The sequence below is a fragment of the Bacillus sp. 3a genome, assembly GCF_017161885.1.
In the GTDB taxonomy this organism is placed as follows: domain Bacteria; phylum Bacillota; class Bacilli; order Bacillales; family Bacillaceae; genus Bacillus; species Bacillus safensis.
This window is the reverse complement of sequence record NZ_CP067376.1, coordinates 2,973,784-2,994,111: the sequence shown is the minus strand read 5'-3', so window position 1 is coordinate 2,994,111 and position 20,328 is coordinate 2,973,784. Positions and strand designations below refer to the sequence as shown.

General features: G+C 34.9%; 25 protein-coding genes and 2 pseudogenes. 16 read left to right on the top strand and 11 right to left on the bottom strand.

Translation table 11 applies throughout. The features are described 5' to 3' along the window. Nucleotides 1-44: 44 nt before the first annotated feature. Entirely contained in the window at nucleotides 45-266 is a 222-nt protein-coding gene (locus JJ692_RS15255; protein WP_024424998.1) for a hypothetical protein, read from the top strand. 136 nt (nucleotides 267-402) lie between these two features. Next, on the top strand, nucleotides 403-627 hold the full coding sequence (locus tag JJ692_RS15250) for a hypothetical protein (RefSeq protein ID WP_206533924.1): 225 nt from the start codon (nucleotides 403-405) through the stop codon (nucleotides 625-627). Nucleotides 628-950: 323 nt separating this feature from the next. Here JJ692_RS15250 and JJ692_RS19175 read toward each other — a convergent pair whose 3' ends face one another. Next, nucleotides 951-1,073: a hypothetical protein gene (locus tag JJ692_RS19175; RefSeq protein WP_259279658.1), complete on the bottom strand. Its 123-nt coding sequence runs from the start codon at nucleotides 1,071-1,073 to the stop codon at nucleotides 951-953. Between the two features lie 122 nt (nucleotides 1,074-1,195). Between JJ692_RS19175 and JJ692_RS15245 the strand changes: the two genes are divergently transcribed. Next, entirely contained in the window at nucleotides 1,196-2,032 is an 837-nt protein-coding gene (locus JJ692_RS15245; protein ID WP_122631198.1) for an SMI1/KNR4 family protein, read from the top strand. 202 nt (nucleotides 2,033-2,234) lie between these two features. Beyond that, nucleotides 2,235-3,341 (top strand): Rap family tetratricopeptide repeat protein, encoded by a 1,107-nt coding sequence (locus JJ692_RS15240; RefSeq protein WP_206533923.1) that lies wholly within the window; start codon nucleotides 2,235-2,237, stop codon nucleotides 3,339-3,341. 399 nt (nucleotides 3,342-3,740) lie between these two features. On the opposite strand, the gene JJ692_RS15235 is transcribed toward JJ692_RS15240, so the two are convergent. Continuing rightward, nucleotides 3,741-4,079 (bottom strand): winged helix-turn-helix transcriptional regulator, encoded by a 339-nt coding sequence (locus JJ692_RS15235; protein WP_024424994.1) that lies wholly within the window; start codon nucleotides 4,077-4,079, stop codon nucleotides 3,741-3,743. A gap of 105 nt (nucleotides 4,080-4,184) precedes the next feature. Between JJ692_RS15235 and JJ692_RS15230 the strand changes: the two genes are divergently transcribed. The 3 genes from JJ692_RS15230 to JJ692_RS15220 all read left to right on the top strand — a co-directional run bounded on the left by JJ692_RS15230 (nucleotide 4,185) and on the right by JJ692_RS15220 (nucleotide 5,182). Continuing rightward, a complete protein-coding gene (locus JJ692_RS15230) occupies nucleotides 4,185-4,568 on the top strand; it encodes a RidA family protein (RefSeq protein WP_044334827.1) in 384 nt (127 codons plus the stop codon). A gap of 149 nt (nucleotides 4,569-4,717) precedes the next feature. Then, complete coding sequence (locus tag JJ692_RS15225; RefSeq protein ID WP_241257971.1) at nucleotides 4,718-4,993, top strand: MarR family winged helix-turn-helix transcriptional regulator; 276 nt, start codon at nucleotides 4,718-4,720, stop codon at nucleotides 4,991-4,993. A gap of 9 nt (nucleotides 4,994-5,002) precedes the next feature. Next, nucleotides 5,003-5,182 (top strand): hypothetical protein, encoded by a 180-nt coding sequence (locus tag JJ692_RS15220; RefSeq protein ID WP_326161022.1) that lies wholly within the window; start codon nucleotides 5,003-5,005, stop codon nucleotides 5,180-5,182. A gap of 147 nt (nucleotides 5,183-5,329) precedes the next feature. Here the strand turns inward: JJ692_RS15220 and JJ692_RS15215 are convergent, their stop codons facing one another. After that, nucleotides 5,330-6,271 (bottom strand): acetyl-CoA carboxylase carboxyltransferase subunit alpha, encoded by a 942-nt coding sequence (locus JJ692_RS15215; RefSeq protein ID WP_206533922.1) that lies wholly within the window; start codon nucleotides 6,269-6,271, stop codon nucleotides 5,330-5,332. 32 nt (nucleotides 6,272-6,303) lie between these two features. Further along, the gene (locus JJ692_RS15210) at nucleotides 6,304-6,750 is read right to left on the bottom strand and encodes a MarR family winged helix-turn-helix transcriptional regulator (protein ID WP_044335949.1); all 447 of its coding nucleotides are present in this window, start codon (nucleotides 6,748-6,750) and stop codon (nucleotides 6,304-6,306) included. Between the two features lie 273 nt (nucleotides 6,751-7,023). On the opposite strand from JJ692_RS15210, the gene JJ692_RS15205 reads away from it, so the two are divergent. Then, nucleotides 7,024-7,209, top strand: a complete 186-nt coding sequence (locus JJ692_RS15205) for a hypothetical protein (protein ID WP_024424989.1) — start codon at nucleotides 7,024-7,026, stop codon at nucleotides 7,207-7,209. Continuing rightward, nucleotides 7,199-8,170, top strand: a complete 972-nt coding sequence (gene hag / locus JJ692_RS15200) for a flagellin Hag (RefSeq protein WP_151039300.1) — start codon at nucleotides 7,199-7,201, stop codon at nucleotides 8,168-8,170. The genes JJ692_RS15205 and hag overlap by 11 nt, the downstream gene beginning before the upstream one ends. Before the next feature lie 238 nt (nucleotides 8,171-8,408). On the opposite strand, the gene JJ692_RS15195 is transcribed toward hag, so the two are convergent. Further along, nucleotides 8,409-8,597: a hypothetical protein gene (locus tag JJ692_RS15195; RefSeq protein ID WP_044335953.1), complete on the bottom strand. Its 189-nt coding sequence runs from the start codon at nucleotides 8,595-8,597 to the stop codon at nucleotides 8,409-8,411. Between the two features lie 332 nt (nucleotides 8,598-8,929). Here JJ692_RS15195 and JJ692_RS15190 point away from each other — a divergent pair, with 332 nt between their 5' ends. The 5 genes from JJ692_RS15190 (at nucleotide 8,930) to JJ692_RS15170 (ending at nucleotide 12,565) form a co-directional block, all read left to right on the top strand. Next, complete coding sequence (locus JJ692_RS15190) at nucleotides 8,930-9,253, top strand: SunI/YnzG family protein (RefSeq protein WP_206534472.1); 324 nt, start codon at nucleotides 8,930-8,932, stop codon at nucleotides 9,251-9,253. A 222-nt stretch (nucleotides 9,254-9,475) separates the two neighbouring features. Beyond that, nucleotides 9,476-10,138 (top strand): type A chloramphenicol O-acetyltransferase, encoded by a 663-nt coding sequence (gene catA, locus JJ692_RS15185; protein WP_206533921.1) that lies wholly within the window; start codon nucleotides 9,476-9,478, stop codon nucleotides 10,136-10,138. A 205-nt stretch (nucleotides 10,139-10,343) separates the two neighbouring features. Then, a complete protein-coding gene (locus tag JJ692_RS15180) occupies nucleotides 10,344-11,462 on the top strand; it encodes a Rap family tetratricopeptide repeat protein (protein ID WP_122631201.1) in 1,119 nt (372 codons plus the stop codon). After that, on the top strand, nucleotides 11,452-11,628 hold the full coding sequence (locus tag JJ692_RS15175; protein ID WP_034621741.1) for a hypothetical protein: 177 nt from the start codon (nucleotides 11,452-11,454) through the stop codon (nucleotides 11,626-11,628). Before JJ692_RS15180 ends, JJ692_RS15175 begins: the two co-directional genes overlap by 11 nt. A gap of 109 nt (nucleotides 11,629-11,737) precedes the next feature. Then, nucleotides 11,738-12,565, top strand: a complete 828-nt coding sequence (locus JJ692_RS15170) for an SMI1/KNR4 family protein (RefSeq protein ID WP_206533920.1) — start codon at nucleotides 11,738-11,740, stop codon at nucleotides 12,563-12,565. Between the two features lie 32 nt (nucleotides 12,566-12,597). Here JJ692_RS15170 and JJ692_RS15165 read toward each other — a convergent pair whose 3' ends face one another. Then, nucleotides 12,598-12,786, bottom strand: coding sequence for a DUF2651 family protein (locus tag JJ692_RS15165; protein WP_206534471.1), 189 nt, complete (start codon nucleotides 12,784-12,786; stop codon nucleotides 12,598-12,600). 1,331 nt (nucleotides 12,787-14,117) lie between these two features. Then, a complete protein-coding gene (locus JJ692_RS15160) occupies nucleotides 14,118-14,486 on the bottom strand; it encodes a hypothetical protein (protein WP_206533919.1) in 369 nt (122 codons plus the stop codon). Between the two features lie 1,185 nt (nucleotides 14,487-15,671). Between JJ692_RS15160 and JJ692_RS15155 the strand changes: the two are divergent. Further along, nucleotides 15,672-16,568 (top strand): annotated as a pseudogene (locus JJ692_RS15155) (macrolide 2'-phosphotransferase). Between the two features lie 44 nt (nucleotides 16,569-16,612). Here the strand turns inward: JJ692_RS15155 and JJ692_RS15150 are convergent. Both JJ692_RS15150 and JJ692_RS15145 read right to left on the bottom strand, forming a co-directional pair. Continuing rightward, complete coding sequence (locus tag JJ692_RS15150; protein ID WP_206533918.1) at nucleotides 16,613-17,488, bottom strand: LysR family transcriptional regulator; 876 nt, start codon at nucleotides 17,486-17,488, stop codon at nucleotides 16,613-16,615. 23 nt (nucleotides 17,489-17,511) lie between these two features. Beyond that, nucleotides 17,512-18,037, bottom strand: a pseudogene (locus JJ692_RS15145) (aspartate/glutamate racemase family protein). Nucleotides 18,038-18,216: 179 nt separating this feature from the next. Here JJ692_RS15145 and JJ692_RS15140 point away from each other — a divergent pair. Then, a complete protein-coding gene (locus tag JJ692_RS15140; protein WP_206533917.1) occupies nucleotides 18,217-18,741 on the top strand; it encodes a DinB family protein in 525 nt (174 codons plus the stop codon). Between the two features lie 4 nt (nucleotides 18,742-18,745). Here JJ692_RS15140 and JJ692_RS15135 read toward each other — a convergent pair whose 3' ends face one another. Beyond that, nucleotides 18,746-19,309 carry a GNAT family N-acetyltransferase gene (locus JJ692_RS15135; RefSeq protein WP_073204815.1) on the bottom strand — a complete coding sequence of 188 codons (564 nt, stop codon included), beginning with the start codon at nucleotides 19,307-19,309 and terminating at the stop codon, nucleotides 18,746-18,748. Between the two features lie 17 nt (nucleotides 19,310-19,326). Then, nucleotides 19,327-20,217: a LysR family transcriptional regulator gene (locus JJ692_RS15130; RefSeq protein WP_240503417.1), complete on the bottom strand. Its 891-nt coding sequence runs from the start codon at nucleotides 20,215-20,217 to the stop codon at nucleotides 19,327-19,329. Nucleotides 20,218-20,328: the final 111 nt, after the last annotated feature.

The following is a 20,328-nucleotide window of genomic DNA, read 5'->3' as shown; positions in this document are numbered from 1 at the left end:
TCAAATTTTGTGTATAATTATGGAAAAGAAAATAGGGGATACAAGTGAAGGTTCTTAGATTTGAATATGAGAAAAATAGATTTAAATTACACGCAATGTTTATGGACGATATTTCAGGCATGAGGGATGATGATATTCAAAGAGATATGTTGTTTAAGAGTAAAAATATAGTTAAAGCTGCTTTGGGATTTGAAGGTTATTTGGAACAAGAACATTTTTCAACATACGAAGAAACCAATTCAGTGTATTGCTCATATACATTTTGAAAGGATAACAAGATAAGAAGGGATTAGAACCTCAGTTAGATGGAGCTAAGAATATGGATTACGATGAATTAATTGAGGATTTGAAAAGAACCCATGTTATCATAGAAGAAAATGGATGTTGGGGGATTGTCAGTAAATGCTCAAATCAAAGTTAGTTGTTTGGACGTTTATCATTGTGACTGGATTCTATATACTGGTGAGTATATGGAACATTGCTGTATTTCCAGATAAGACATGGGCAGATTATGCAGGACAGATGTTGATTGTCATTTTTGGGAGTATGGTAAATGGTTTAATCGCTGCATTCTTTATGTACGCAGCAGCTATGTTAGTGAAATATATTAATGGTGATAAAGCTTAAATTTATAGGCAGGCATAGGTTTAAAACAGGCGCATAAAAAGGTAACAAAAAAGTAACAAAATTTTTAGTTTTTAAAAAATACGAAGGAACACAAGAGGATACAGAAGGATAAAGAAAGCTTGTGTATCAAGGTTTATGAGTGAATAGAGGATATCGCTGATAATCACAGGATTCTATATATCTACCTTGACAGGGTAGAGATCGCTGGTTCGAGCCCAGTCGGAATCATCGTTTAAACCCTTGCGTAGCAAGGGTTTTTTTGTTTTTTTAACAATGAATATTTGTTCAGTTTCTTTTGAATGGGGACGAATTGGGGACGAACTTTATCCGCCAGATTGTTTCTCAGTTGGCAGAAGGTTTTTGACTGCTTGCCTAACAGTCGTCTCATCTTTACCTGTTTTTCTTTTCATGTCATCAATTGTTGGATTCTTACGAAAGCGACTCATATTATAAATAATTCAATAAATCTTTCTCTCAAGATAAGACATACAATCACCACCAAAAACAATTTAATAGAATATAAGTTCATGAAATGGTTTTGTTAAATGACACTAGGAGGAAATAAACTTTGAAATCTTTTTGGGAAATAGACGATGAAGGTTACTATACGTTAAAAAAGATCACCGCAGAAGAAGTAGCTAAGGCTGAAAAGAAACTAGGAGTCACTTTGCCAGATACATATAAAAAGCTCATACTGGAACAGAATGGCGGTTATATAATTCATAATGCTTTTCCAACCACTCACTCTAATTCATGGGCTGAGGATCATATTCAATTTAATCATCTTTTGGGAATTGCAGAAGATGAGGGGATTATGGATAGTGCCTACTTAATAAAAGAGTGGGAGCTGCCAGAAGGGCTTGTTTTGATTAACGGGGATGGCCATACTTGGGTAGCGATGGATTATCAAAAAACGAAAGAGAATCCTGCAATTCATTATTTTGATGTTGAGATGGAAGAAGACTTTAAATTAGCAGATTCCTTTGATGAATTCATTGAGGGGCTTTATACAGCTGAGTACACTGCCGATGAGGAAGCAGCAGAGGGTGAATATGAACTTTCTGAAGTTCATTTAAGTAAAGAAGAACTTGAAGCCATATTTGAATTGGACGTCCTTGATGAAGGTAATTTGCAAAAAATTCAATATTACCCAATGGTTGATTTGAACGAAATTGAATGGTTTTTTAAAAAGATGCAATATCACATTGAAAAAACAAGAGATGAAGATGATCTTTATGAAGTAGCTTCTACGATTAACAACGTTCTCTTATTGAATCCTAATATGCCAATCAACGATAAAATTAATGGAAATCTAAATCAAATTGCTAAATTTTTAGAAAAAAATAAAGATCCACTTAAAGTAAATCTCGGAGAACATATTGCTATGAAAACAAGTTTCCTTTAGTAAGCTTGGGCACAAAAAACAGGCCATACTAGTGGAAGATTTATTTGGAGTATCATCAAATAATAAAAGGCATACCAGAGAGGTGAATTCGTCTCTCTTTTTTTGTTCTTTTTTGCGGTTTCTTTTCGGTGTGGAATATTCAAATGGATGATAATATATGTAATTATAGGGAAAATAAAGGAATGGACAGGGGGAGGTTTGTTTGGGAGAAAAAGTAGCAAGCCCATTTGTTGCTAAAATGATCGGTGATTGGTACGGATATATAAAGAAACAGGACATTCTAAAGGCTGAAAATAAGAGAAAAGAGATCGTAATAGCCTTTGAAAATATGGAAGAAGATCAAAATGTCTTATTATACTTTAACTTGATTGATTCCAGATACAAAATGTTGGCACAGGAGTTTGAGGGATCAAAAGATATATTGAAGCAAATAGACATTGAAGAGAAGCAGAAAACGGATGACATGATTCAGTATTATTATTTCTTCTTCAATGGCATGTATGAGTTTTATAAAAAGCGCTTTTCAGACGCTATCAACTATTATCATATTGCAGAGACCCGACTTCGAAACGTTCCTGACGATTTAGAACGTGCTGAATTTAATTATCAGCTTTCGATTGCATACTACGAAATCGCACAAAATCATTTCTCCATTAACCACGCCAAAAAAGCTTTAGAAAGCTTTAAATCAGCAGATTTACAAGAGAGTCGGGTTGCTACTACTCTAATGGTAATCGCATCAAATAAGATGGATTTAAACCAATTTGTACAAGCTGAATCCACCTATAAGGATGCTATTAATTTAGCAGCAGAATCTAAAGTTGATTTGCCACAAGCGCTAGGGTATTTCAATCTTGGGATATGTTATGAGCGTCAAGGAAAGCTTCAGCAAGCTTTAGAATGTTTACAAAATGTCTTTTCGGTTGAATTAAAAAAGCCACACAAACCACTGTATATGAGAACAAATTACATGTTAGCGCGTGTACTCTTCCAGTTAGATAAAAAAGCTGAAGGGCTGAATGCACACAACGAGTCACTCATGTTAGCGAATGAATTAGCTGACAATGCGTATATTGCTAAGTTAAATATCATACATTCAATATATGTAACAGATGATGAAATTCAGCTCGACGCAGCTCTTGAAGTACTGAAAAATCAAAAACTTTGGACAGATGCCGCAGAATTGTCAATTATGGCAGCAAGATTTTATAAAAAGCAGGATAATTACAAACTGGCATCAAAATACTTTGATGAAGGTTTGGAATCACAGGCCAAAAAATTGACATGGATGGAGGAGGAAGCTGAATGAAGCACCTGAAAGTTATGATATTAAGCCTTTCCTTATTAATGGGGATCACAACCACTGTACATATAAATTCCTCAAATGATTTTCAAACCGCAGAAAACGGCTACTTTGGTTAAGCATGAAGTCTATTAATAAAAAAGCCCTTTTTGGGGCTTTTTTTATTTGAACATTATCTGCTATTTTCATTGCTGTTTCAATTGATCAAAACACAACTTCAAAACGTATAGGCAAAATAAAAACAGACCCTGCAGGGTCTGTTTTTATTGGGACGGATGGGGCCTAATCATTACTATCTTTTTCATTAAGATTAGAAGTTCCCTATACGCTCCATTGCTTTATCAAAAGCTGCTTTTCTTTTGTCTCTTCATAGTCAATACTTTGAATTATGTATACAAAAAGAATTTAATTACTTCGATTTTTCTCTCCCCAATCACATAACTGTTCTAAAATTGGTAAAAGTGTTTCTGCCTTATCTGTAAGACTGTATTCCACTTTAGGGGGGACTTGTGGATATTCCTTTCGTATAATCATCCCATCTGCTTCCAAATCTTTAAGTTGTGCACTCAATGTTTTAAAGGTAATCGTTCCAAGTCTCCTTTTCATATCATTAAAACGAACGGGTTGATTTTCCGAAAGGAGATACAGAATTAGCATTTTCCATTTGCCTCCTATAACTGATAAAGTATATCCAAAAGGTGTCTCTTGGATATTACCCGTTTTTCTATAATCAGCCATACTCATATTGACACTATCCTTTCTGATAGTAGCTATCTAAATAGTGCGTACTATTTTTTTATTTATATTCATTTTATACTTACTTTACTTTGAAATAAAGGAGAGAAAACAATGACTAATATTAAAACCTACAATCACAATCTATGGGATCACGGTATTACCCAAGGATATAGCGTTAAAGGAACAATTTACATTTCAGGTCAGTTTTCATACGATAAAAATGGTATGTTCGTTGGTAAAGAGGATATTGAAGTTCAGACTCTACAAACATTTGAGAACCTTGATCGGGTATTGGTGGAATTGGGAGCCACGAAATCCAACATTGCATATGTGGAAATTTTTCTAACAAATCCACAAGAACACTCCGAAACGGTCATAGATCTATTCAAGGAATACTTAGGTCAACACAGACCAGCTGGCAGTCTCATTGGTGTGACATATCTGGCTTTCCCAGAGCAATTGATTGAAGTCAAGGCTATCGCACACACTGATTAAATACGTTATCAGATTAATTTGATCAATTCTCTATACAAGGGAAAGGGTAGAATCTTTATCCGGTTGATTATCTTATAATTTAAGCAGAATAAGGCTTCGAGCTAAACAATCAAAAAACTATAACTGAGGTAGCCCAATCGTAATCATCGTTGAAACCCTTGCGTAACAAGGGTTATTTTTTAGAAGCCTCAACCGTTTCTGGTATTTTAGATAAAATGAAAAAAGCTGACTTAATTGAATGCACAATAGATCGAAACAATCGAAGAAATATTTTAGTAGAGGCTACTCAAAAATCTTTAGTCATTAGAGATCAAGTTGAAGCAGCAACAATTGAGCTGAACAAGACAGCGCTTCAAAACTTGTCAAATGATGATAAGGTTGTACTAAAGAAAGCATTAAGTACCATTATAAATAATTTTCAATGATGTACTTTTATAAACAAGTTTCATATTAAATCCATAAATGTTGTAATTGAAGAATCATTAATGTCGTTTAAACGCGCCGGATGCGATGGCATCTTGACTTATTTTGCTTTAGATATGGCTCGGCGACTGAGAGATGGGCAAAATGAAAACAGACCATGCATGGTCTGTTTTTTTATGAAGACGATTTGAGGACATTCAGAAAAAGTATTGATGGAAGAAAATCCTTTTTCATACTGATCCCACACCTTTTAATAGTATCAGCATATTCACTTTAAGAGGTTACTTACAAATTATTTAGAATTTTTTGTAAAAATTCTCCTAAATGTAATATGAACTTTACATATTTTCTATTTGTCTATACTTTTCATATCGCTGTTGTAAAAGCTCTTCCGAGGATAATGGTATCAATTTTTTTAGAGATGATTCGATGACAGATTCAATCATTTTTGCCTGTGATTTTATATCATTTTGTGCTCCACCTTTTATTTCAGGGATGATTTCATCAATCATTCCTAACTGTTTTAAATCTTTTGCTGAAATTTTCATATGTTCAGCAGCTTCTGGAGCATACTTAGCGTCCTTCCATAGGATAGATGCTGCTCCTTCTGGCGAAATGACCGAGTACCATGAATACTCTAACATATGGATATGGTTACCGACACTAATGCCAAGAGCTCCACCACTTGATGCCTCTCCAATTACAATACAAACAATTGGCACTTTAAGCGTAGCCATTTCAAATAGATTTCGAGCTATCGCTTCAGAAATTCCACGTTCTTCAGACCCTTTCCCTGGATAGGCGCCTATTGTATCAATAAATGTAATAATAGGGCGATTAAATTTATCAGCTTGTTTCATTAGTCTTAGCGCTTTTCTATATCCTTCTGGATGAGCCATTCCAAAATTTCTCTCTATATTTTCCTTTGTACTTCTACCTCTTTGATGACCAATAACCGTAACGGGCATTCCTTTAAATTTTGCAATACCACCTATCATTGCTTGATCATCACCATATAATCGATCACCATGAAGTTCGAAAAAGTTTGTAAACAATAAAGGTATATAATCCAATGTCGTGGGCCGGTTACGTAGCCTTGCAATTTGAACTCGTTGAAAAGGTGTAAGATTAGAATAAATTTCATCTTGTATTTTATTTAAACGTTTTTCTAATAAATGAATTTCTGACGATAAATTTACATTATTTTCTTTCATCATTTTCTTTAATTCATCAAATTTCTCTTTTAGTTCAATGATAGGACGTTCAAAATCCAAACTCATTTTATCCTCCAAAGGTTATGATTTACCTCACTCTAATCAAAAGACTTAGAAATAGAATTAATAAATAATTCAAAACCATCCACAACTATTTTTTGTTCTGATTCTGATAAATTATTGAGGATACGTTGATAAAATGTAAGGGATTGTTCTCTTAAACGATTAACAGTAATGTGACCTTTTTCTGTGAGGTGCAGAAAAAGTTCTCTTCTATTTTTTTCATTTACTTCACGATAAACAAGCCCCATTTTTACTAACTTATCTACCAACCTACTTACAGTTGAAGTCTCTAATCTAAGTTTATTGGATAGTTGCCAAACAGTTAATTTTTCCATTTCTAGTTCCTCTAACGCCATCATTTGAGAAGTTGGTAGAGGTTTTTCAAATGGTCCATTCGGCAAATTCTGAGATTCAAAAACACCAGTTAATATAATCATTTTCTTAATATCTGTTCTTAGTTTTAAGGCATCTTCTCTTTTCAAAAGGTCAACCTCCTACAATTCATGCATCATACATCAATTGTATTATACATCAATTTGGTTTTTTCACAAGCTTAACATAAGCCAATGTGACAACATGGACGAGATATTTCTTCTTGTTAAATGTGTCTAATTTGTGAATTTAACAAATTCCACAAACTAAAATATATGGAAGTTCAGTCTATAGTAGGTAACATAATACTCATTGTTATGGCGGGTATCTAGTCTCGTAAAAGTGACAAGACTAATCATTTTGAATGAATAGAAGGAGGTTTCATGATTATTGCCATAACTGATGTTACATACGGTAGTAAAGTAAGAGAGCCAAAAGGTGCTCTGCGTTACTACTATACACATGCCTTAGAAATCGAAAATTCTAAGGAAGAGCTTCTCATCCAAATGGACTTTACAGATAAGCTCTCTAAAAAAAATTACACGGAGGTAATAGGAAATGAGAATTAACCACAATATCGCAGCACTTAACACATTAAACCGTTTATCAGCAAACAATGGTGCAAGCCAAAAGAACATGGAGAAACTTTCTTCTGGTCTTAAAATCAACCGTGCAGGGGATGATGCAGCAGGTCTAGCTATCTCTGAAAAAATGCGTGGACAAATCCGCGGTTTAGAAATGGCTTCTAAAAACGCACAGGACGGTATCTCTCTTATCCAAACAGCTGAAGGCGCATTGACTGAAACTCACTCAATCCTTCAACGTGTTCGTGAACTAGTCGTTCAAGCTGGAAATACTGGTACACAGCAAGGTGAAGACTTAGCTGCAATTAAAGATGAGATCACAGCGCTTGTTGAAGAGGTCGATGGTATTTCTAATCGTACTGAGTTTAACGGAAAAAAATTATTAAATGGTACGTTTAATGGAGTAGGTACACCTGGCACACCAGCAATTCCGCCGACAGATCCAGATGATCCAAGTACAGGTACACCTGCAGTCCCAGCAACTCCTGGTGATGCTTTAGTATTCCAAATTGGTGCAAATGCTACACAACAAATTAAGGTAAACATTCAAGATATGAGCGCTGCTGCTTTAGGCGTTACAGACAACGATGGTGCAGTTGAGACAGGTAAGTCTGTTAAAGATATCGATGTATCTAAATTTGAAACAATTGCAGCTGATGACGATGGTGGATTTGATGATCAGTTAGCAATCGTTGATGGGGCTATTAAACAAGTTTCTGCACAGCGTGCTAAACTTGGTGCAGTCCAAAACCGTCTAGAACACACAATCAACAACCTTGGTGCTTCTTCTGAAAACTTAACGGCTGCTGAGTCTCGTATTCGTGACGTTGACATGGCAAAAGAAATGAGTGAGTTCACGAAGAACAACATTCTTTCTCAAGCTTCTCAAGCTATGCTTGCACAAGCGAATCAACAGCCACAAAACGTACTTCAATTATTACGTTAATAAATCAAAAGCCCCTTTATATAGGGGCTTTTTTTGTTAGTCTTTATTCGGTTCGATGCCTCATTTTATTGATCGTTCTAAAAGATGCTTCAACGCCAATAAATACGACAAAGAATATTACTATCCAACTGACCAAATATTCGAGAGTGACTTTTGTATTTCTCAGTGTTGATCATTATCCTGTTTTTAACAAACAGGGAGCTACATAAAGCAGCTCCCTGACAAGTAATCAATCTTTCTAATCTTTCTTTTTTTTGTAGTCTTTTATTAAGCTTGAAACAGTTAAACCCATTACACCAAAAGCTACTACATAAAATAAAATATTTGTTACAGGTGTATCAATTTTTCCTAAAATCAACACAATAGCGATAATAGCGGCAGGTAAAGTAATTAACAGACTTTTTGATGCCTTATTTTCCTGTGTCACTAGCCGAGCACCTCCTTGAGGAATTACACGAACAAAGGTCGTTCGCAACAAACTAAAACAATTGATTTCTTTTCTAAAAGTAAGATGAACATATATAGATGCTTTTTTATAAGTTTTACATCGGTAAAATAGTGAGAAGTATCTCAGTCATTCTTTCCAATATAGAGGAGGGGGAATCGCAGTTAACTTATACAAATGTATAAACAGCACTTCATAGAACTTGCCTTACTAGGGTGAATTTAAAACGTATATAATACTTCTCTTAAAGTTGTTGGTTTTAAAAAGTAAAAAACATGGTAAAATTAGATAAAAGTATAAGAAAGAGTGATTCTATGGAATATGTAATTATGTTAATCTTTTTATTAGCACTTTTTTTTATTTTTACTGTTTTTCTAAAAACTCGTTATAGTTTTGATGAAAAATGCTTAGTCTTAAAATTTGGTTTATCTAAAACAGAAATACCAATTGATCAAATCGTTAATATTAAAGAGTCGGACAAGTATGGGGTTGCAGATAATATTGATTATAGAATTGGTGCTCCATATGGTCAACCAGATAGAATCGTTATTGAAACTATGAATAAGCGTTTTCTAGTTTTTTTAAATGAAGGTCATCAATTTCTTCAAAAATATAAAAAAGCTAGTGCTAGAATATAGATAAGTACCTTCTAAGGTGTTTATATACTATGAATACCCCAGCAGAGAAAACATATATAGCACTAGAACAGTTCACGTTGGGCAAGCTGACTTACGAAGAGTTGTTGAAGGTTTTATCGTAGGCTAAGTGATAGACTATATCTTGAAAGGATGATTGTGGTGGTGAAAGCAGATAAAATTTCCTCCTGAATAAAGTAAATCACATTCAGGAGGAGATAAAAAATGTTTAAAAAAATAGATGGGAATTATCCGAGAAAAGAGCACTTTCAACATTATATGAAGGTAACCCGATGCTCATATAGCCTAGTTATTGATTTAGACATCACGAAATTGCATTCAATATTAAAAGAAAAAAAGTTAAAAGTATATCCTGTGCAAATTTATTTGTTAGCAAGAGCTGTGCAGCAAATTCCTGAGTTCCGGATGGATCAAGTGAACGATGAACTGGGTTACTGGGAGATTATCCATCCTAGTTATACGATTCTAAATAAAGAAACAAAGACATTTTCAAGTATTTGGACGCCTTATGACGAAAACTTTGCTCAGTTTTATAAAAGCTGTATAGCTGATATTGAAGCTTATAGCGAAAGTAACAAACTATTTCCGAAGCCTGATATGCCAGAAAATATGTTCAATATTTCAAGCCTGCCTTGGATTGATTTTACTTCTTTTAACCTTAATGTATCTACAAAAGAGATTTATTTACTGCCAATATTTACGATAGGCAAATTTAAAGTGGAAGAAGGGAAAATCATTTTGCCCGTTGCGATTCAAGTACATCATGCTGTTTGTGATGGCTATCACGTCGGTCAATATGTGGAATATTTGAGGTGGCTTATTGAACATTGTGACGAGTGGTTAAATGATTCAATGCCAATTACCTGAAGACAAAAGGTATGCTCATGGAAATCTAGAAGATGAAGGCAGACTGAAATGAGTCTGCCTTTTTGTTTTGTGATGAGAATGAAAATGTTCAAAGGTTTACTGAGGCTATATTTGTTCTTTTTGCGGTTTCTTTTCGGTGCTTTGTAAATTCTTGTATGTGATAATAAATGTCATATAAGGGAGTTCAGTGGAAGGGGAATAAGGGATGGAGAAAGTTCTTTCTTCACATGTAGGTGTGAAAATAAATGAATGGTATAAAATGATTCGGCAATTCAGTGTACCTGATGCAGAGATTTTGAAAGCGGAAGTTGAACGGGAAATTGAGCGAATGGAAGAGGATCAAGACCTACTCATTTATTATCAATTAATGTGTTTTCGACATCAGCTTATGCTCGATTATATTAAACCTTCAGAAAAACGATCGCCTTCTGTTTCTGATTTGGTTGATAAAATTGAAAACTCAAATCATCAACTTTCTGGTATGCTGCAATACTATAATGCTTTTTTTAGAGGTATGCATGAGTTTAGTAAGAAAGAATACATACTGGCTATCCAATATTATAAGATCGCTGAAAGGCAGCTCGCATTGGTTGTCGATGATATTGAGCAAGCAGAGTTTCACTTCAAGGTGGCTGAAGCCTACTATATTATGAAACAAACTCATGTTTCTATGCATCATATTATAAAGGCCTTAGACATCTATAAGCAGCATGAACAATATAAAGTTCGCCAAATACAAAGCTTGATTGTTATTGCAGGAAATTATGATGATTTCAAGCGATATGACAAGTCATTAGAGCATCTAAATACAGCTTTTTCTATAGCAGAAGAGCTCGCCGATAATATGTTAATTGCTAAAATTCTATTGAACATAGCGAATACATATGATCGACAACAAAAGTACACTGAAGCAATCATACGCTACAGAGAAGTTTTAGACATTATTACACCACGAAGTATTGATATAAAACCAATCACCCTATTTAGTTTAAGTTGGTCGTTGTATAAGTCTAGTCAACATGATGAAGCCGCTCCACTCGTAGAAGATGGTCTTAAGTGTTCCTTAGAGAGAAATGATTCGTTGTGTTTGATGTTATTTAAAGCTTTAAAAGCGATTTATATAAATGCTAATGAGAAAGCCATTCAAGAAGTGCTAGATTATTTTGAGGAAAAGCAACTATATGTCTATGTCGAGGCATTTGCTCAAAGTATAGGATTATCTTCTGAAAAAAAAGGGGACTTTGAAAAAGCTGCCGAATATTACAGAAAGGCTCTTAAAGCTCAAAATGATATTCAAAAAGGAGAGTGTCTGTATGATTATTAAAAAATTACTAGTCATTGTATCCATTGTATTGTTAAGTGTTTCAACAGCAGAAACTTTGAAAATCATTGGAACAAAATCAATTCGAAATACAACAATGGAGGAACAACAAAAATCAAATCGAAATACGACTATAATTGATCGAAATACAACCTCTGAAAACGTATAGACAAGATTAAAACAGACTTTAATAGTCTGTTTTTTTATAGAGTAGAATGAGCAAATGAATAGTTGGTCAATGTTATACTTATCTCAATAGATATAGGGAGGCATCCACTTTGGAACCTTTTTGGGAGAAAGAAGAAGCGAGTCCTTTCACGTTAGAAAAGATAGATGAGGAAAAAATTCGTGAAGCAGAGGGAAGACTTGGTGTCGCTTTACCTGATACATATAAAAAGCTCATCTTAGAATGGAATGGTGGCTTTACAGTTCGTAATGCGTTTCCAACGGAACAACCGAATTCATGGGCTGAGGATCATGTTCAATTTGACCATCTAAGAGGAATCGCCAAAGATGATGGCATCATGAATAGTTCCCAGTTAAGTGATGAATTGGAGCTGCCGGAGGGACTTGTGATCATCAGCGGAGAGGAAGATACATGGATCGCAATGGATTATCGAAAAACGAAGGAACACCCGCCTATTCACTATTTTGATTTAGAAATGGGAGTCGATTTTAAGCTGGCGGATACTTTCGATGATTTTATTGAGCAGTTATATACAGCTGAAGATGTGATGGTCGAGGTAGTAGAGATTGATGATGAATCTTCTGAATTATATATAAGTAGAGAAGAGCTTGAACAAATTTTTGAAAGACAAGACCTTCGTCAGCAGAATCTTTTTAAAATGGCACATTATCCGATGGAAGACATTGAAGAGATTGAATGGTTTTTCGATCGTATGAAACAATGCATCAAACAGATAAAAGATCAAAATGTCTTGTACGAAGCAGCCACGACTGTTCACTCCATTCTTTTGTTAAATCCTGATATGCCAAGGAATGACCGTATCAATAAAGAGCTGCAAGAAATAGCGGAGTTTCTAGAAGATAGTGGAGAGTCTCTTACCACTCTTTTAGGAGAAGACATTCATCCAGTGAAAGAATAAAAGCCCCTCAAAAGGGCTTTTAAAAATGTAGTTTAAGATCTCTTTTTATTTAAAGTTTTCATGATGAATAATGCTATATATGAAGCAATGAATGAGCCTAAAGTGTAAACAACTGACCACCCTAAGAAAGAGACATTAAAAAGTGTAAATGTCAGGATGAGCAAAATGATAAAGCTCACAACTGGCATGAAATAAACTTTTTGTACAAACAATGTGACGATAAAAGAAGATGATTATACTTACTAAAAAGAGAATACGAGTTAGGAGTCATATCAATTCTCTCCCTTAATCACTTATTAAATATTTTGATAATATCATTTCTATTTTGTTCTAACTCAAAAAAGTCATATTCGTACATTATTATCCAAGATTTGTCGAGACCTTTTATCTTTAAAAAAATTCAATCTTTTTTCCTTTTGTATGAATGGGAAAGAGATTTCATATTCTCCCGACTTTTTTTTTAATAAGATCAGAATTAAAATGAAAACTAACTTCCCGTCCCTCTTTTGCTCTGGAAAAAGGATCCTTCTGGTTTCATCGTTTTTGTGTTAAATGTATAAATCTTAGAATTTGCAGTTAAGTGATATAAAATATCGTCTTTTATATAGAAGTGCTTTTCATTTGTGAATTAGTTGATCTTCTTTTATAGCTACCAAGTAAATATGCTCCCCTTTTTTTCTTTTTATATCAAATATGCTACTTTAAAAGACACATCTTTAGAATCTTCAGGAGTGTGATAGAGGATAAAATAAGCTAATTTGTCCTTAATGATAATATTTGAATAAACTTCCCAGTCTTCATTGATGGGCTTAACATGACCCCATTTTGAAGAGTCGGTTTTTACTCTAAATTTAATTCATGAAAAGTAGATTGATCAGTATCCATATCTTGATTGATCACGTAAATTTTATCTTCGTCGTTACCTGTACTAACAAAGTATCCATTTAAAATTTGCTCGTGAAAGTTTTGACTGTTGCCCCATCTAATTAAACTTTCATAGTCCTTCTCTCCAAAAACCTTGGTTGTTTAATGTATAAAATATTTCTTTATTTTTTAAATATCCATTAGGTCCATAACCAGTATGTACTTTATTTTTGAACATAAAGTGAGAAGTTTTTTTTTCCAAGAATATTTATTTCTGAAAATTTTCTTTCAGTAACATCTGATCAAATCTTGAGCAATGAACCTAATTCGATTGCGTCTCACCTTTGAGATAGTTAATTCACCTTTTTATTAATATATATTGTGTAGCTTCCTTCACGTTGATAATTGATGCTGAAAGATAAATGGTAGCTAATTTGTCATTTAGAAATGAAGGTTTGAACTCATTTTCTGTTACAGATGTAGTATTTTCTTTAATGAATAAATTTTTAGTAGATAATAGGAAGAAAATAAAACAAAAACCAATGATGATGCTAATAATTAATTTTTTTCTTGGGCCTCATTTTCAAAACAACCTTTCTCATTAGGGCTTGTATAATGAAAAGAATATTCTTAGAAAAATTTATCCCTTTAGAGAGAATGAATATTCTCTAAAGGGAGTTCAGTCTATTTAACTTTTCTCACCAACTTTGTGTACCCCTGAATCCCGAACATCTCGAGGATAGACTCCTAGTCCTCCATTTTTGTCTATATCAATCTTTGCTTTCAATTTAAAGGCAGACCAAATTAATTTTGAACAATTTTTACTTCCATAATGACCGGTTGTTCGATTTGTAGCAAAATTTACCGAATAACCATCTTTTTTAATACGCCCTTTTCCCCAGTCGACTGCAGCATTTTTTTTCTTTGTTGATACTTTAACTGATTTAACCACTGCACCTTTTTCTACTTTTCGTTTTTTTGCTGAAATTGAGCGGACACCGAGTTTAGGAACCGACTCTACAATATGAGTTTTTATAGTACATACCAACATGACCATGATTAAGACCCTCCCAAGTGGCAGCGCTTGTATAAAGATATTTCCTTTACACTATTTCCTATTATTTTGGTACCTTTATTATTCACCTAAGTTGTGACTTCCCTTTATTTATATTTTCCTCCTGTGTTTTAGTTCACTTTTTATTTGCTCTAATATTTCCATTTCTGATTTCTTTTCATCAACTACAATTTTATTTATATCTGCCATTAATTCTTCTTTCAAGCCCCTGGATTCTTTTCTAAAAATGAAATTAAGAATATGATCTTTGGTAGAGACTTTTTCTTCTGCTGAGACAATGTTCCAAACCAAGTAGTAAATAATAAAGCTGACGAAGCTGTGGTAGAGATAATACTAATTTTTAATTTCATGAAAAACTCCAGTTGAATTTTTTAGGAATTTTCTCTACCTATATTGTCAAATAAACATGTCGCTTCTAATTTCAGTACGGTACTTAAAACTAAATTTCAGTTTGATAAATGTAAGAGTTTGGAGATATGAACTTTTATTTTATCAATTTTCTTTTTTTGGCGAAACTAGTTTTCACATGTATATTGTATTAGGTTTGAGAAAAGTCAATTTAAATAAGATTGATTCAATAGTAAGAAAATAAATATTTTTGTGAATTAAAAAATCTAAATGACCCCTCCTTTATTTCATTAGTTATAATGTAGTTGTTAAAGTATTTCTAATACTCTATAACTACTCTCAATTGATTATTTTGGCACAAGTCAAAAATAATCAATGACCATATAATAACATTTTAAACAAAAATATGTTAATTTGTAATAAAGTGTAATTATATTGTAACATATAAATAATATGACAAATTAACCAATTATATTGAATTTGGTCATTTCTATATGTTATATATTTCCTGGTTCCTGGTGTCGTTAAAAGTCGCAATTAAATAAAGTATAGTAACTTTAGAAAGGCTCTGTTTTCATCAAACGGAGTAAACGGGGTAGTCTGCACATTTTTAATGATCTTCAGCGGGAAAGTATGCAATTTCACTAGAAGACAGGCAGATAATTGTTCTGTCTTTTTTGTATGTTTTTATAATACAAAGAAAGGTATAAGTCTAGCTTTGTTTACTCTGACCACATAAAGTAGTCTGTTTGTGGTTTTTTGTGATGATATTCTTGATGCCTATTGATCATGACTAAATGAGCAATTGGAGGAATGGATATGAATAGACTGGAATTAAAGCAGTTAGCCAAACATCACGGATTAGAGATTTTAGAGAATACCATGAAAATAAATGAATCAGGTGTTGATTTCCATGTCGCACATGTCGAAGATTTACATGGTGATCAATGGATATTAAGAGTGCCTCGCAGACCTGAATCAATGAAACATACCTTACAAGAAAAAAAGACATTAGATCATATGAGTAAGCAGGTTCACTTTCAGGTCCCTAAGTGGTCTATCTTTACAGAAAGTCTGATTGCTTATAAACAATTAGAGGGGGTACCGGCGGCTAGTATTGATGTGGAGAAGCAATCGTATGTGTGGAGTTTTGACCAAACGAATGTACCGCAAGCCTATTAGTAATCATTAGGGAGAGTTCTAGCGAATGTACATGCCTTAGATCAACAGCTTCTAAAACAATCGGTGTGGAGATGCTCAGTGCTCATGAATTAAGAGGATCAATGAAACAGCGAATGGAACGTGTCAAATCGCAATACACCATTAACAGCGATTTATGGGAGCGCTGGCAAGAATGGCTAGCTAAAGATTCTTTATGGCCGCCTTTCGTGGGAGTGAAGCATGGAGATTTGCATCCTGGCCACATTCTGATTGATGAAAATCAATGTGTGACGGGTGTGATTGATTGGTCTGAAGGGGGGGGTTGGTGATGTATCTGCAGACTTTTTGTCTCATCAACTTCTCTTTGGGAAAGAAGGATTAACAAAACTTATCCATGCGTATGAAAAAGCAGGCGGGAGAACTTGGCCAGGAATGGATGAACATATAATAGAACTTCTGACTACAAGTGCGATCACTGTGGCCGAGTACGCACAGAGATCAGGATTGAAAGATATGCATGAAGCTGCAGCATACATGTTGGCAAACGAAAGTTAATCAATCAGAATGAATCAAAAAAAAAGCCCCTAAAAAGGGCTTTTTTAATTTAATTCATGAAAAAACTGTTTGAGTTGATCAATGAAAACGGATTTTGATTTTCCTTTTTTATAAATGAACTCGATATTGATATTGAAATTGATGGATGGATCGATTGAAATTTGTTTTAATGTTCCTTGTTCTACTTCATTTCTAACACAATGATGAGGTAGAAACGATAGCCCCATTCCTTGTAGCACTAAATTTTTTGCGGTTTCCATATGATCAACCTCAATGGAAATGTTCGGTGTGATGTTGTTTTTTTGAAATAATCGGTGAAGCATCAACCAATCAAATGACCCGTAGTCAAAGAAAATAAAAGGCTGTTCTTCTAGTTCTTTCATATTGATATTGTCAAGGCTGGCAAGCGGATGATGAGTTGGGACGAACAGCCCAATCGGATCGCTGAAAATAGGAATCGATTCAATTTGAGGATGTGTTTCAGTCCTGACAATGCCAAAGTCTACTTGATTGTTAATCACTTTTTGGACAACATCCTTTGAATGCCCTGTTACAATTTTTACTTTCAGGTTTTCGTATTTTTCTTTTAGGGCTGGCAATATGTTAGGCAATAGATTATTGGAAATAGAGGATGCGCATCCAATTGTCAATTCATAAGGGATCATCGTTTGTTTGAGACTATGCCTTGCTTCTTGATAAGAATGGAGAATCTTTTTGGCATGCGGGTAAAACTGTTCACCTTTTTCCGTCAGAGATAGTTTATTTCTCTGTCTATCAAATAATTTCAGGTCTAATTCCTTTTCTAACGATTGAATACGTGCCGAAACAGAAGGCTGAGTTAAATACAGTGCTTCCGCAGCTTTATTGATACTGCCTAGCTGGCATACATAAATAAACGCTTCTATATTCTCAATATTCATGTTATCCCCTTATATGACGTTCTTTAAATGTTTAGCTTTTCAAGCTCGTACACTAATTTTACAGCTTCTTTCGCCAAAATGACAGTAGGGTCAATCACTTTCACATCTTTAGTTGACCTTAGGACTAAGGGGATTTCTGTACAGCCGGCAATGATGGCTTCTGCCCCTTGATTGATTAAAATTTCTGCAGCTAACGCCAATTCACTTTCGCCTTTACTTAATTTTCCTGCCTTCACCGCATATATCCCATTCATCACGTTTTTCTGAAGCTCTTCACTTGGGGTCATAACGTCAACCTTGTGATGAGCACAAGCCTTTTGGTAGAGCTTAGTTTTTAATGTGCCATCAGTACATAATAAGCCCACAGACGTATAGTGATGTTTGTTCAGGTGCTTTGCGGTTTCTATCAGGAATTTGCGGATAATTATCAGCAATCACATGGAGATGATCCTGATCTTTTATCGCTGGAGTATGAGAAATGATTTTTTTCATCAGATCAATCGTTGCTAAAGGGCCCATCCCGCCCATAATTCCGATCGTTGTAGACATATACACCACCACATTTCTTTTTTTTCTATTATAAAAAAAGAAAGCATGGTGATCGTTATAGAAAAGTTCTATTTGTATATAGAAGGTTGATCAAAAACGCCTTTATCTGTCTTGAAGTATGAGTTGCAATCTATTCAAAAAACATTAGAATAAAGAAAAATTGAGAAAGGAGCAACCACATGAATTTCAATTTAAATGAAGCTTTGGATATGCTGAGTCGAACTCCTCACACGTTAGAAAGTCTTTTGTCGGGTTTATCGAAGGATTGGCTTCACAGCCGTGAAGGGGAGGGGACATGGAATCCAGTTGAAGTCATTGAACATTTGATTGAAGCAGAGAAATTCAATTGGATTCCTCGATTAAATGTGATTCTTGCTGATGGAGAGAATACACCATTTCCTGCGTTTGACCGCTACTCCCATTTGAACCAATCTGAAAGACAGATAGAACAAGCACTTTCTGAGTTTCATCATGTGCGGATGGAGAATGTGGCATACATTCAGCGTATGACACATTCAGGCCTTGATTTAGAGAAAAAGGGCGTTCATCCGGAGTTTGGGGTCGTGCAAGTGAGCGAATTACTTTCTGCGTGGGTTGTCCATGACTTCACACATATGTCCCAGATTGTTCGGGTCATGGCGGAACGATATCGAACCGATGTGGGTCCATGGAGCGCTTATTTAGGAATTTTGAATAGGAAATAAATGTTTAATGACGCTTAGCGGCCCACTCAGATTGAAGCATGGCATATTGATATTCATCAACCCAATGTCCCTTAGACATATAATTTTGCAGCAAATGTCCTTCGCGTCTCATGTCTAAACGTTCCAGCACTCGAATGGATTTTTCGTTGCGCACATCGGTAAAGGCAATGATTTTATGTTTGTTCAGTGTCATAAAAATATATTCAAAGATTGAACTGAGAGCTTCGTGAATATAGCCCATTCCTTGGTATTCAGGTGCGAGGGTAAATCCTATTTCAACGATTCTAGGTTCGCTGTCAAGTGTATGAATGGCGCAATCTCCTATCAGCTGATTGGACTCAGATAAGGCAATAGCGTATTGAAACCACGTCCCCGGTTGATTAGGTTTTTGTGTCATTTGATGTTGAACAAATGATTCAGCATCTTCGTATGTGTAGTTTTCCCAGGATTGAAATTTTGCAATTGTGGGATTTGCTCGGTATTGATAAAATGCTTCAATATCCTGTCTATCGAATTGGCGAATAACAACTCGGTTTGTTCTTGTAAATATGCTGTTTGCATTCTTCATGTGTTAACCTCACTTTTTTAGTTTGTTCTTGATTTGAAAAAGTCTATCAGCCATTCAGATAGCTGCTGTTGTGCTTTGCTGACAAATCGATCTGCATAATAAATTAATTCCAAGTGACGGACAGGTGCTGGCTCAGCAATAGGAATCGAAACAATATTGGGCCACGTCGAATGTTGTTTTAGTAATCCTCTTGGCTGAATGGTTGCGCCGATTCCCGCTTCAACCAGCTGCAATAGCGAAGATGCAGACCCAACCTCCATGGCAGTGTCCAGTTCAACACCCTGTTCTTTACATACGTCATCTACTAAATCTCTTCCAAGATATCCCTTCGGATACATGACCAACGCATGCTGAGCCAGCTCTTTTAATGTCACTTCACTTTTTTGAGCCAAATCACTTTCTGAATGAACAAATAATTCGTAAGGCTCACTTCCAAGTGGAATTTGAACGAGCCGCTTATCCGCAGGCCCTCGCAGCCCGATGCCGAGATCCACTTTATGCGAAAGGACTTCTTCACGAACGAAGATATTTGAATATGCCTTCAGATTGGTTTCGGGATAAAGGGTTTTAAATTCTACAAAAAGTGGAACCAGCTGAAAATCAAGATCGGATGGGAGTACTGCGAGACGAACGGTTCCTCGTTTTTCTGATAATAGTTCTTTCATCGCATTTTTTGCATCTCTTTCAGCTTGAAGCATTTTCATGCCATATTGATAAAGCAGCGAACCAGCTTCGGTGGCCACGACTTTTTTGCCGATTCGATCAAAGAGCGGCATCCCAACTTCTGCTTCAAGCAGTCGAATTTGCTGACTAAGTGTAGGCTGTGATATGCCTAGCTGCTCAGCAGCCTTTGTAAAATGCAAATGATGATATACAGCCATAAAATAGGTAATATGCCGGGTATCCATTTGTCCTCCTTTCATAAACGATAGCCTTTTCCTATTATCATAATACGATTTATTGTATTGATCAATGAATGCAGCAGATTTATACTCAAAGTAACCTTAACAAGATGAGAG

Excerpts from the sequence above, each read along its gene's own strand:
- JJ692_RS15215 (WP_206533922.1), bottom strand. The coding sequence starts at position 6,271 with ATGAGTTTGGATTTTGAACGTCCTATCATTGAACTAAAAGAGAAATTT.
- JJ692_RS15230 (WP_044334827.1), top strand. The coding sequence starts at position 4,185 with ATGACTAATATTAAAACCTACAATCACAATCTATGGGATCACGGTATT.
- JJ692_RS19175 (WP_259279658.1), bottom strand. The coding sequence starts at position 1,073 with ATGAGTCGCTTTCGTAAGAATCCAACAATTGATGACATGAAAAGAAAA.
- JJ692_RS15150 (WP_206533918.1), bottom strand. The coding sequence starts at position 17,488 with ATGAATATTGAGAATATAGAAGCGTTTATTTATGTATGCCAGCTAGGC.
- JJ692_RS15175 (WP_034621741.1), top strand. The coding sequence starts at position 11,452 with ATGATTATTAAAAAATTACTAGTCATTGTATCCATTGTATTGTTAAGT.
- catA (WP_206533921.1), top strand. The coding sequence starts at position 9,476 with ATGTTTAAAAAAATAGATGGGAATTATCCGAGAAAAGAGCACTTTCAA.
- JJ692_RS15135 (WP_073204815.1), bottom strand. The coding sequence starts at position 19,309 with ATGAAGAATGCAAACAGCATATTTACAAGAACAAACCGAGTTGTTATT.
- JJ692_RS15205 (WP_024424989.1), top strand. The coding sequence starts at position 7,024 with ATGATTATTGCCATAACTGATGTTACATACGGTAGTAAAGTAAGAGAG.
- JJ692_RS15160 (WP_206533919.1), bottom strand. The coding sequence starts at position 14,486 with ATGGTCATGTTGGTATGTACTATAAAAACTCATATTGTAGAGTCGGTT.
- JJ692_RS15130 (WP_240503417.1), bottom strand. The coding sequence starts at position 20,217 with ATGGATACCCGGCATATTACCTATTTTATGGCTGTATATCATCATTTG.
- JJ692_RS15190 (WP_206534472.1), top strand. The coding sequence starts at position 8,930 with ATGGAATATGTAATTATGTTAATCTTTTTATTAGCACTTTTTTTTATT.
- hag (WP_151039300.1), top strand. The coding sequence starts at position 7,199 with ATGAGAATTAACCACAATATCGCAGCACTTAACACATTAAACCGTTTA.
- JJ692_RS15235 (WP_024424994.1), bottom strand. The coding sequence starts at position 4,079 with ATGAGTATGGCTGATTATAGAAAAACGGGTAATATCCAAGAGACACCT.
- JJ692_RS15180 (WP_122631201.1), top strand. The coding sequence starts at position 10,344 with ATGGAGAAAGTTCTTTCTTCACATGTAGGTGTGAAAATAAATGAATGG.
- JJ692_RS15140 (WP_206533917.1), top strand. The coding sequence starts at position 18,217 with ATGAATTTCAATTTAAATGAAGCTTTGGATATGCTGAGTCGAACTCCT.
- JJ692_RS15250 (WP_206533924.1), top strand. The coding sequence starts at position 403 with ATGCTCAAATCAAAGTTAGTTGTTTGGACGTTTATCATTGTGACTGGA.